At 70.1% G+C, this 10,840-nt stretch carries 10 protein-coding genes; 6 read left to right on the top strand and 4 right to left on the bottom strand.

What is annotated here, in order from left to right; all coding sequences use genetic code 11:
- Positions 1-7 precede the first annotated feature (7 nt).
- The gene (locus OX89_RS15130; RefSeq protein ID WP_047351256.1) at positions 8-1,261 is read right to left on the bottom strand and encodes an efflux RND transporter periplasmic adaptor subunit; all 1,254 of its coding nucleotides are present in this window, start codon (positions 1,259-1,261) and stop codon (positions 8-10) included.
- Between the two features lie 87 nt (positions 1,262-1,348).
- On the opposite strand from OX89_RS15130, the gene hpnC reads away from it, so the two are divergent.
- Complete coding sequence (hpnC, locus tag OX89_RS15125) at positions 1,349-2,239, top strand: squalene synthase HpnC (protein ID WP_047351255.1); 891 nt, start codon at positions 1,349-1,351, stop codon at positions 2,237-2,239.
- An 84-nt stretch (positions 2,240-2,323) separates the two neighbouring features.
- Here the strand turns inward: hpnC and OX89_RS15120 are convergent, their stop codons facing one another.
- Together OX89_RS15120 and OX89_RS15115 are read right to left on the bottom strand one after the other, a co-directional pair.
- Positions 2,324-3,490 carry a glycosyltransferase gene (locus OX89_RS15120; protein WP_047351254.1) on the bottom strand — a complete coding sequence of 389 codons (1,167 nt, stop codon included), beginning with the start codon at positions 3,488-3,490 and terminating at the stop codon, positions 2,324-2,326.
- 5 nt (positions 3,491-3,495) lie between these two features.
- Positions 3,496-4,386 carry a UDP-2,3-diacylglucosamine diphosphatase gene (locus tag OX89_RS15115; protein WP_047351253.1) on the bottom strand — a complete coding sequence of 297 codons (891 nt, stop codon included), beginning with the start codon at positions 4,384-4,386 and terminating at the stop codon, positions 3,496-3,498.
- Positions 4,387-4,533: 147 nt separating this feature from the next.
- Here OX89_RS15115 and hpnD point away from each other — a divergent pair, with 147 nt between their 5' ends.
- Together hpnD and hpnE are read left to right on the top strand one after the other, a co-directional pair.
- Positions 4,534-5,373, top strand: a complete 840-nt coding sequence (hpnD, locus tag OX89_RS15110) for a presqualene diphosphate synthase HpnD (RefSeq protein ID WP_015912817.1) — start codon at positions 4,534-4,536, stop codon at positions 5,371-5,373.
- Positions 5,370-6,674, top strand: a complete 1,305-nt coding sequence (hpnE, locus tag OX89_RS15105; protein WP_047351252.1) for a hydroxysqualene dehydroxylase HpnE — start codon at positions 5,370-5,372, stop codon at positions 6,672-6,674. The genes hpnD and hpnE overlap by 4 nt, the downstream gene beginning before the upstream one ends.
- A gap of 24 nt (positions 6,675-6,698) precedes the next feature.
- Here hpnE and OX89_RS15100 read toward each other — a convergent pair whose 3' ends face one another.
- On the bottom strand, positions 6,699-7,988 hold the full coding sequence (locus tag OX89_RS15100) for a YihY family inner membrane protein (RefSeq protein ID WP_011804632.1): 1,290 nt from the start codon (positions 7,986-7,988) through the stop codon (positions 6,699-6,701).
- A gap of 21 nt (positions 7,989-8,009) precedes the next feature.
- On the opposite strand from OX89_RS15100, the gene OX89_RS15095 reads away from it, so the two are divergent.
- Genes OX89_RS15095 through OX89_RS15085 form a run of 3 tightly spaced genes read left to right on the top strand, consistent with a single transcriptional unit; the run spans position 8,010 to position 10,778 of the window.
- Positions 8,010-8,426 (top strand): DUF2069 domain-containing protein, encoded by a 417-nt coding sequence (locus OX89_RS15095; protein ID WP_011804631.1) that lies wholly within the window; start codon positions 8,010-8,012, stop codon positions 8,424-8,426.
- Positions 8,427-8,467: 41 nt separating this feature from the next.
- On the top strand, positions 8,468-9,892 hold the full coding sequence (locus OX89_RS15090) for an FAD-binding oxidoreductase (protein WP_047351251.1): 1,425 nt from the start codon (positions 8,468-8,470) through the stop codon (positions 9,890-9,892).
- A gap of 52 nt (positions 9,893-9,944) precedes the next feature.
- Positions 9,945-10,778: a thymidylate synthase gene (locus OX89_RS15085; RefSeq protein ID WP_047351250.1), complete on the top strand. Its 834-nt coding sequence runs from the start codon at positions 9,945-9,947 to the stop codon at positions 10,776-10,778.
- The last annotated feature ends 62 nt before the right edge of the window (positions 10,779-10,840 follow it).

Raw genomic sequence — 10,840 nt, 5'->3', positions numbered from 1 at the left:
CGGCTCCTCAGCGAGCGGCAGCGGAGGCCGCTGGCGCTTCATTATTAATAGCTGGTAGCGCTTGTCCTTCGGGCGTTGGAGCCGTTTTTGGCTTGTAAACCGTCACCACCTGTCCCGGGGCCAGCACATGCACGCCCGTGGCCACCACCTGCATGCCGGGGGTGAGGCCGGCGGCGATCACGGCCTCGTTGCCGTCGGCCGTGGCGATCTGCACCGGCTGCAGGCGCACGGTGCCGGTGGCACTGCCGTCCTTGGCCTCATAGACCCACACCACCGTCTGGCCGCCCTCCTGGCGCAGGGCGCTGGTGGGCAGCTTGATCGCCTGCACGCCGCCCCGCGCCAGCACCTGCGGCGCCACATACACGGTGGCGCCCAGCGGCGGCACGTCCGCGCCCTCCACCGCCACTTTCACGAGGAAGGTGCGCGTCACCGGATCGGCGCTGGCCGCCACCTCGCGCACCCGGCCCTGCAGCAGCGCGTCGCCCGACCAGGCGCGCACCTGCACGGCCTGCCCTGCGCGCAACTGGCCCACCTTGTCCTCCGGCACCGAGAACACCGCGTCGCGCGGGCCGTCGCGAGCAATGCGCACCACCGGCGTGCCCGCAGACACCACCTGGCCGGGCTCGGCGTCAACCGACGTCACCACCCCCGGCGCATCCGCCACCAGGCGCGTGTACTCGGTCTGGTTGCCCTGGGAAGCGAGCTGCGCGCGCGCCTGGTCCAGCGAAGCCTGCGCGGCCTTCAGCTGAGCCTGGCGGCGGTCCAGCTCCGCCCCGCTGATGAAGTTCTGCGCGCGCAGCTTGGAAAAGCGCTCGAAATCCGCCGCGGCCAAATCACGCTGCGTGGTGGCGGACGCCACCTGGGCGCGCGCGGCCTGCGCAGCCAGCTCATAGTCGCGCGGATCCAGCTGCGCCAACACCTGGCCGGCCTGCACGCGCTGGCCCAGCTCGGCCTGGCGCTGCACGATCTTGCCGGCCACGCGAAAACCCAGGCGCGATTCCACGCGCGCGCGCACTTCGCCCGCGTATTCCAGGTGCATCTGCAGGGGCGCCACGCCGACGGTGAGCAGTTTCACCGCGCGCACCGGCTCTGGCGCCGGCTCGCGGCGCGAACATCCCGCCAGCGCCAAGGCAGCCACGGCCAGCACCAGTGCAGCACCCGCCACGCCGCCACGCGGCGGCCACAAAAAAACCCCGCGGCGGGGTTGCAATGAAGACGGGCCCGGCAGGCCCGCGGCGCGCTGTGCGACAGGGTGGGTCATGGAAACATCCGGTATGCCAAATTACTGACTGACTGGTTAGTAAGCTATGAGAGGCCGGTCGCTCTTGTCAAGCACGACAATGGCCGCGTGAAGCATCCCGAGTCCCCCGCCCCCCTGCGCGATCCGCGCACCGCGCCCGCCGAGGCGCCGCCGGTCACGCACTACGAGAACTTTCCCGTGGCTTCGCTGCTGTGCCCGCCACGGCTGCGCCCGCCGATCGCCGCGATCTACGCGTTTGCGCGCACGGCCGACGACATTGCCGACGAGGGCACGGCCACCGCCGCCGAGCGCCTGGCCGACCTGCGTGCCTACCGCGCCGAGCTTCAATCCGTGGCGGCCGGGCACTCCCCCCAGACGCGCTGGGCCGCCGTGTTTGGGCCGCTGCAGGCGGTGTTGCGCAGCCACCAGCTGCCCGTGCCGCTGCTGGACGACCTGCTGGACGCCTTCATGCAGGACGTCACCCTGACCGAGGCCGGCGCCACCTACGCCGACCGCGCCGCGCTGCTGGACTACTGCCGCCGCTCGGCCAATCCCGTGGGGCGCCTGCTGCTGCACCTGTACGGCGTGCACGGGCAGGACGCACTGCGCGAGAGCGACGCCATCTGCACCGCGCTGCAGCTCATCAACTTCTGGCAGGACCTGAGCGTGGACCTGCCCCGCGGGCGCCATTACCTCACCGATGCCGACTGCGCCGCCCATGGCGTGGCGCGCGCGGACCTCGCGGCGCAGCGCCGCTCCGCCGCCAGCGACCGACTGGTGCTGGACTGCGCGGACTGGGCCCGCGCTCTCATGCTCCAGGGCAGCCCCCTGGTACACCGGCTGCCCGGCCGCGTGGGGTGGGAACTGCGCCTGGTCGTGCAGGGCGGCCTGCGCATCCTGGACAAGGTACAGGCGCTGGATGGCGCCAGCCTGCTCGCGCGGCCGCGGCTGGGCACGCTCGACTGGCCCCGCATGCTGGCGCGCGCCGCGCGCATGTAAGGGCCGCCCCACCGGCTGCAGCAGCGCGAGCACGCGGGGGTCAATGGGGCCCCATCACCGCATCGCGCGGCGCGCGTGCAACCCTCAGGCCACCCAGCGCCCGGCCCATTCGGCGCGGGCCTGCGCATGGCGCAGGATCTGCGCCAGCGCCTGCGGCACTTCGGCCGCCGCACGGTTGTGCATGCGCCGCGTCGCGGCCTGGTAGCGCGGCAGGTCGGCCAGCAGGGCCTGCACGCCCGATGCGATGGACCGGAAGCTCGGCAACACCAGTCCCAGGCCCTGCTCACCCACCCATTCCGTGCAGTAACGCTCCTGCGGCATGGTCCACGCATTGCGCGTGACGATGGGCGGCAGCCCCATGTGCACCGCCTCGCTCAGGCTGCCGCTGCCCGGCTTGCCGATGAAGAAGTCCGCCAGCTGCATGACGCGCGCCATCTCGCGCGTGTATTCGAGCACCACGGTAGGCGCGTTGCGGCGCAGCGCGCGCAGATCCTGCGCCAGGGCCGCGTTGCGCCCGCACGCCAGGATCAGCGGGGTGTCCGCCAAGCGGCGGGCTATCGTCACCATCTCCCTGGAACCCTCGGAGCCGAACAGCACCAGCCCCACGGGACGCTCGTCCAGCCCCAGCCGCGCCCGCTCGGCGGCACGATCCTGGTCCACCGGCGCATGGAACTGCGCACTCAGCACCATGCCCGAGGTTTCCCAGATGCGGTGGGGCGGAAGGTCCGCAGCGCGCGCCTGGTCCACGGCATAAGGCGAGCCACAGACCACGATCTGCTGGGTTTGCGGCTCCATCCAGAAGCTGGGCGGGCAATCGGCCAGATCGGTCATCACCGTGACGTAGGGCACGCCTGGCAGGGCCTGCTCCAGCGCGTCCGCCATGGCGCGGTTGAAGTTGGGCACCAGCGACACCACCATCGCCGGCCGGCGTGCCGCCCAGTGCCGGCGCAGCGACTGCATGAGCCGCTGGTGGTTCCAGCGGATCATGCCCTGCAGCAGGCGCAACTCGTGCGTCAGCCCCAGCGTCCAGCCCCGGGCCAGGCGCTTGTTGTAGACGTCTTCCGGTTCCATGCCCGTCCACTGGCGAAAACGCGCGTTCGGGTCCAGCACCTCGAAGAGATTGGTGCGGCACACCTGCCACGGCAGCCCGGCGCGGGCGATGGCCGCTTCCAGCGCCAGCGCGGAGGTGCGGTGTCCGCCCCCGGCATTGAAATAGATCAGCTCGACCAACGGGGCAGCTTCAGGCGCCATGGACTTCAATCCGTAGTGACAGGAATGGGTTGCGGTAGTTGTGCGCCGCTCTTGCGCTGCACGGGCATGTGCTGCGCCCAGTGCAGGATCTCCAGGCGCCCATCGGCGTGCTCGGCCAGCGCGCTGAGGCTTTCCACCCAGTCGCCATCGTTGGCATACAGGATGCCGTCGATGTCTCGCAGCTCCGCATGGTGGATGTGCCCGCACACCACGCCGTGCAGGCCGCGCTTGCGCGCTTCGCGCGCCACCGCGTTCTCGAAGTCGCCCACGTAGCTCACGGCGCGCTTGACCTTGAGCTTGAGATATTTGGACAGCGACCAGTACGGCAGCCCCAGGCGCGCGCGCAGGGTGTTCAGGTGCCGGTTGAGCTTGAGCGTGAATTCGTAGAGCGAGTCGCCCACATGGGCCAGCCACTTGGCGCACTGGATCACGCCGTCGAACAGGTCGCCATGGATCACCCACAGCGCGCGGCCGTCGGCCGTCTCGTGCACCCAGTCCTCGGCGACGGCAACACCGCCGAAGTTGAGCTGCACATAACGGCGCGCAAACTCGTCATGGTTGCCGGGGATGAAGATCACGCGCGTGCCCTCGCGGGCCTTGCGCAACAGCTTCTGCACCACGTCGTTGTGCGCCTGCGGCCAGTACCACTGGCGGCGCAGTTGCCAGCCGTCGATGATGTCGCCCACCAGAAACAGCGTCTCGCACTCGGTGTGCTTGAGAAAGTCCAGCAGCGCCTGCGCCTGGCAGCCGGGCGTGCCCAGGTGCAGATCGGAGATCCAGAGCGTGCGGTAGCGCAGCGGGGGGCGCGCCGGGTCGCATGCATCATCCGCCGGGTCGTCCGGCGGCCGGGCCGCGGAGGATTTCCAGGCGTTCAGGAAGGCATCGTCGCGCATCATGAACAGGCATGGTGGGCCGGCGCCACGACAGCGGCATGACATTTCCACGTCTGGCCAGTGACGTTGCGGCGGCGCAGCGCTCTGGCCCTGCGCTGCGCATGTTTCCCCCGCGAGCCCCGCCCAGGGCCATGGGAGAATCACGCCCCCATGAGTCCTGAACAGTACGTCCAGCAAAAGGCCGCCGCCTCCGGCAGCAGCTTCTACTACGCTTTCCTCTTCCTGCCGCGCGAGCGGCGTACGGCCATCACGGCCTTCTACGCCTTTTGCCGCGAGGTGGACGACGTGGTGGACGAAGTCTCCGAAGCCAGCGTGGCCCAGGCCAAGCTGGCCTGGTGGCAGGGCGAGGTGGCCAAGGCCTTTGCCGGGCAACCCAGCCACCCGGTGATGCAGGCGCTGATGCCGCATGCGGCCGCCTACGGCATCGAACAGCGCCACCTGCTGGCCGTGATCGAGGGCTGCCAGATGGACCTGGAGCAGACGCGCTACCTGGACTTCGCGGGCCTGGCGCGCTACTGCCACCTGGTGGCCGGCGTGGTGGGCGAGGTGGCGGCGCGCATCTTCGGCCAGCAAGATGAGCGCACCACGCAGTACGCGCACAAGCTGGGCCTGGCGTTCCAGCTCACCAACATCATCCGCGACGTGGGCGAGGACGCCATGCGCGGGCGCATCTACCTGCCCATTTCCGAGCTGCAGCAGTTCGATGTGAAGGCGCACGAGATCACCAAACGCGAGTATTCGGAGCGCTTCACCGCGCTGATGCGCTTTCAGGCCGAGCGCGCGCACCTCTTCTACGACCAGGCGCTGGCGCTGCTGCCCGACGTGGATCGGCGCGCGCAGAAGCCCGGCCTGATGATGGCCAGCATCTACCGCACGCTGCTGCGCGAGATCGAGGCCGACAACTTCCAGGTACTGCACCAGCGCACGAGCCTCACGCCGCTGCGCAAGTTCTGGCTGGCCTGGAAGGTGCAGGCGCTGGGGATGATGTGAAGGTTGCCATCGTCGGCGCCGGCTGGGCCGGCATGGCCGCGGCCGTGCACGCGGTCCAGGCGGGCCACACGGTCAGCGTGTTCGAGGCCAGCCGCACCCTGGGCGGGCGCGCGCGCGCCGTGGCCGCCCAGCGCGCGGACGGCTCGCCCCTGGTGCTGGACAACGGCCAGCACATCCTCATCGGCGCCTATGCCGAATGCCTGCGCCTGATGCGCGCCGTGGGCGTCACGCCCGACTCCGCCCTGCTGCGCCTGCCGCTGGCGCTGGTGTTCCCGGACGGCAGCGGCCTGGCCCTGCCCGATGCGGCCCCGCCCTGGGATGCGCTGGCCGCCATTGCCCGCGCCCGCGGCTGGAGCCTGCGCGAGCGCGCCGCGCTGTTGGCGCGCGCCGCACGCTGGCGCCTGGCGGGCTTTCAGTGCGCGCCGGGCGCCAGCGTGGCGGATCTGTGCGCGGGCCTGCCGCAGCGGCTGGTGGATGAGTTCATCGCGCCGCTGTGCGTGTCGGCGCTGAACACGCCCGTGGACCAGTCCTGCGGCCAGGTGTTTTTGCGCGTACTGCACGACGGCCTGTTTGCCGGGCGCGGCGGCTCCCACCTGCTGCTGCCGCGCACCGACCTGGGCGCGCTGTTCCCCGAGCCCGCGGCGCACTGGCTGCAGCAGCGCGGCCACGCGGTGCACCGCGGCCAACGCGTGCAGGCACTCGCACGCGACGAGGCCGGCTGGCGCGTGGACGGCTGCGCGTTCGACGCCGTGCTGTTGGCCACCAGCAGCACCGAGTCCGCCCGCCTGGTGGCCGACGCCGCCGTGCCCGCAGCCGAGCGCCCCGCCCTGCAGACCTGGGCCGCCGGTGCGCAGGCACTGCGCTTTGGCGCCATCGCCACCGTGTATGCCGAACTGCCGGGAGCGCGCACCCCGCTGCTGCCCCGCCCCATGCTGGCGCTGCGCGCGCGGGCACAACGGCCCGCGCAGTTCGTCTTCGACCGCGCACTGCTGGGCGGCCCGGCCGGGCTGCTGGCGTTCGTGGTCAGCGCCTTCGAGGGCGAGCGCACCGCGCTGGAGCGCGACGTGCTGGCCCAGGCGGCCGAGGACCTGGCCCTGCCCGGCCTGCGCGCGGTGCAGACGGTGGTGGAAAAGCGTGCCACCTTTGCCTGCACGCCCGCCCTGGCGCGCCCGCCGCGCGTGATTGCGCCCGGCCTGCAGGCCTGCGGCGACTACGTGGCAGGGCCCTACCCCGCCACGCTGGAGGGCGCGGTACTGCACGGCGCGGCGGCCGCGCAGGATTTAGGCCAAAACAGCCTCTAGCGCTTACCTATCAAGCGCTAACAGCTATCGTTTAAGGAGCATCTCAGGCGGCCGCTGCGCGGATTCGCGCGGCAGCACGTCGGCCAGCGTGAGCACCTCCAGCCCCGTGTGCGCCCACAGGCGCTCCAGCGGCGGGGTGCGCGCCAGCAGCAGGCGCTGCACCAGGGGCTCCATGTGCGTGGTGGCCGGCTCGGCCAGCAGCACGTAGCGTGCGTCGGCTGCGTCGGACCCGTCGGCGGCCGTCTCGTCCACCCGCACCACCCAATCCAGCGCCGCCAGCACCGGCAGCACGGACCCCACCTGCAGCACATCCACGCGCAGCCGCTGGGCCAGCTCCAGCACGCTCAGCCCGTGGGGCGGTTGCTGGCGCGCGCGGTGCAGCTGCTGCAGCACCTCCACGGCCAGCAAGAAGGCCCAACCCTCGCCCGTGGCGCAGCGCGCCACGCCGGCGAGCAGGCTCGGCAGATAGGCGGCCACCACCGCACCCAGCAGCACGATGACCCAGGCCACGTACACCCACAGCAGCAAGATGGGCAGCGTGGCGAACGTGCCGTACAGCACCGAATAGGTGGGTACCGACGCCAGGTACAGCGACAGCACTTTCTTGGCCAGCTCGATGCCCACGGCGACGAACACCCCGCCCGCCCAGGCGTGGCGCCAGTGCACCTGGGTGTTGGGCACATAGCGGTACAGCGCCGCCATGCCGGCGGCCAGCACGAAGAACTCGATCGCATCGAACAGCAGGCGCGCTCCGCCCGGTAGCGTGTCGCCGATACCGCGCGACGCGGCGCTGGCGACCGAGGTGGTCAGCGCCAGGCTGGCCGCCAGCACCAGCGGACCGAGCGTGAGCGCGGCCCAGTAGATCAGCACGCGCTGGCCCAGCGGGCGCAGGCGCTGCACGCGCCAGATGTTGTTGAGCGTGCGATCGATGGTGAGGATCAGCGCCAGCGCGGTCACCATGAGGATGGACAAGCCCGCCGCGCCCAGGCCATGCGCCTTGGCGGCGAACTGCGTGAGGTAGCCCAGCACCGGGCGCGAGATGCTGTCGGGCACCAGGCTGTCCACCAGCCAGCGCTGCAGCACGAGCTGCATCTCGGCAAACATGGGGAACACGGTGAACATGGCCAGCGCCACCGTCACGAACGGCACCAGCGACAGCAGCGTGGTGAAGGTGAGGCTGCTGGCCGTCAACCCCAGGCGGTCCTCGCGAAAGCGCTCGCGCAGCGTCTGCGCGGTGGTGCGCCAGGGGAAGTGGGAAAGCTCCACCAGCCACTCCTCGGCACGCACTGCAATGGACTGTAGGGACAACGACATGACCGATATGATGCCAGCCCCATGCATCGCGAAACCCTGCCCCCCGCCCCCGCCCTGCACATCGCCACCGACGTGGCGGCCACGCGCTGGCTGGCCGTGGGCAGCCTGGCGGCGCTGATCGTGCTGTGCCTGGCCTGGGAGCTGTGGCTGGCGCCGGTGCGCCCGGGCGGCTCTTGGCTGGCGCTCAAGGCCCTGCCGCTGGCGGTGCCGCTGGCCGGGCTGCTCAAGCGGCGCATGTACACCTATCGCTGGGTCAGCCTGCTGGTGTGGCTGTATTTCACCGAAGGGGTGGTGCGCGCCTGGAGCGACCCGGCGCCCGGCAACTGGCTGGCGGGCCTGGAGATCGTGCTGTGCCTGCTGCTGTTCACCGCCTGCGCGCTGCATGTGCGGCTGCGCCAGCGTGCCGCCAAGGCGGCCCGCGCTGCCGCGCCTGCATGAGCGTGCTGAGCCTTTGCCTGACATCGACTGGATTGACCGCCATGACCACTGCCCTGCTCGACACCCTGCGCCAGATCGTCGGCGCCGCCCATGTACTGACCGAGGGCGACCTTGCCGCCTATGAACAGGACTGGCGCAAGCGCTCCCATGGCAAGTCCCTGGCCGTGGTGCGCCCGGGCTCCACGGCCGAGGTGGCAGCAGTGGTGCGCGCCTGTGCCGATGCCGGCGCGGCGATCGTGCCGCAAGGCGGCAACACCGGCCTGTCGGTGGGCAGCACGCCCGACAGCAGCGGCACGCAGGTGGTGCTGAGCCTCACGCGCATGAATGCGGTGCGCGCCATCGACCGCGACAACCTCACCATGACGGTGGAGGCCGGCTGCATATTGCAGGCCCTGCAGGAGACGGCCGAGAAAGCCGATCTGCTGTTCCCGCTGTCGCTTGCCGCCGAAGGCAGTTGCACCATCGGCGGCAACCTGTCCACCAATGCCGGCGGCACGCAGGTGGTGCGCTACGGCAACACGCGCGAGCTGTGCCTGGGCCTGGAGGTGGTCACGCCCCAGGGCGAGGTGTGGAACGGCCTCTCCGGCCTGCGCAAGGACAACACCGGCTACGACCTGCGCGACCTGTACATCGGCAGCGAAGGCACGCTCGGCATCATCACCGCGGCCACCATGAAGCTCTTCCCCCAGCCCGCCGCGCAGCTCACCGCCTGGGCCGCCGTGCCGTCGATGGGGGCGGCCGTGCGCCTGCTGGGCCTGTCGCACCAGCACCTGGGGGCCGGGCTCACGGGTTTCGAGGTGATGGGGCAGTTCGCGCTGTCGCTGGTCATCAAGCACATGCCGCAGCTGCGCGTGCCGTTCGCCGGGCTGGACGGCGCGCCACCCTACTACGTGCTGCTGGAAAACAGCGACAGCGAATCCGAGGAGCATGCGCGCCAGCGCTTCGAGGCGCTGCTGGAACTGGCCTTCGAGGACGGCTGCGTGCTCGACGCCGTGGTCGCCGAGAGCCTGTCGCAAGCGCATGAGCTGTGGCATATCCGCGAGAGCATTCCGCTGGCCCAGGCCGAAGAAGGCCTGAACATCAAGCACGACATCTCGATCGCCGCGTCGCGCATCCCCGCGTTCGTGGAGCACACCGATGCGCTGCTGCAGCGCGAGATTCCCGGCGTGCGCCTGGTCAACTTCGGCCACCTGGGCGACGGCAATCTGCACTACAACGTACAGGCGCCCGCGGGCGGCGATGCGCGGGAGTTCCTGCGCACGCAGGAGGACCGCGTCAACGCCCTGGTGTACGACGCGGTGGCGCAGTTCGACGGCTCGTTCTCGGCCGAGCACGGCGTGGGCGTGCTCAAGGCCGACAAGCTGGCGCAGTACAAGTCGCCCGTGGCCCTGGGGCTGATGCGCGCCATCAAGCAGGCCCTGGACCCGCAGGGCCTCATGAACCCGGGCTGCATTCTTCAAAAATGAGAGCTGTTGGCGCTTGTCTAGCAAGCGCTGGAGCCACTTTTCATTCAAGACCATGACCCCACGCCCCATCCGCCACCAATACGAAGACCTGATGCGCCATGTGTTCGAACATGGCACGGCCAAGGGCGACCGCACGGGCACGGGCACCAGGAGCGTGTTCGGCCACCAGATGCGCTTTGACCTGGCCGAAGGCTTTCCCCTGGTGACCACCAAGAAGGTGCACCTCAAGTCCATCATCCTGGAACTGCTGTGGTTCCTGCGCGGCGACAGCAACGTGCGCTGGCTGCAGGAGCGCGGCTGCACCATCTGGGACGAGTGGGCGCGCGACGACGGCAGCCTGGGCCCCGTGTACGGCGTGCAGTGGCGCAGCTGGCCCACGCCGGACGGAGGCCACATCGACCAGATCCAGCAAGTGATCGACACCCTCAAGACCCACCCCGACAGCCGCCGCATCATCGTGAGCGCCTGGAACGTAGCCGAGCTGGACCAGATGGCGCTCATGCCCTGCCACGCGTTCTTCCAGTTCTACGTGGCGCCATCGCAGGTGGCTGGTGAGCCGGGCAAACTGAGCTGCCAGCTCTACCAGCGCAGCGCAGACATCTTCCTGGGCGTGCCGTTCAACATCGCGTCGTACGCGCTGCTCACGCACATGGTGGCGCAGCAGTGCGACCTGCAGGTGGGCGACTTCATCTGGACCGGCGGCGACTGCCATATCTACAGCAACCATTTCGAGCAGGTGCAGACCCAACTGGCGCGCCAGCCCTACGCCTACCCGACGCTGCAGATCAAGCGCCGGCCCGCATCCATCTTTGATTACGCCTACGAAGACTTCGAAGTGGTGGGCTACGAACACCACCCCGCCATCAAGGCGCCGGTGGCGGTGTAGCCAGTCTTTTCATTAAGGAAATCCTGCAAAACCCCGAACGCAGTCTGCTAGAAGCCAGGAAG

Origin of the sequence: Diaphorobacter sp. J5-51 (genome assembly GCF_001023515.1) — a bacterium.
In the GTDB taxonomy this organism is placed as follows: Bacteria; Pseudomonadota; Gammaproteobacteria; order Burkholderiales; family Burkholderiaceae_C; genus Diaphorobacter; species Diaphorobacter nitroreducens.
This window is presented reverse-complemented; position numbering and strand designations above follow the sequence as displayed.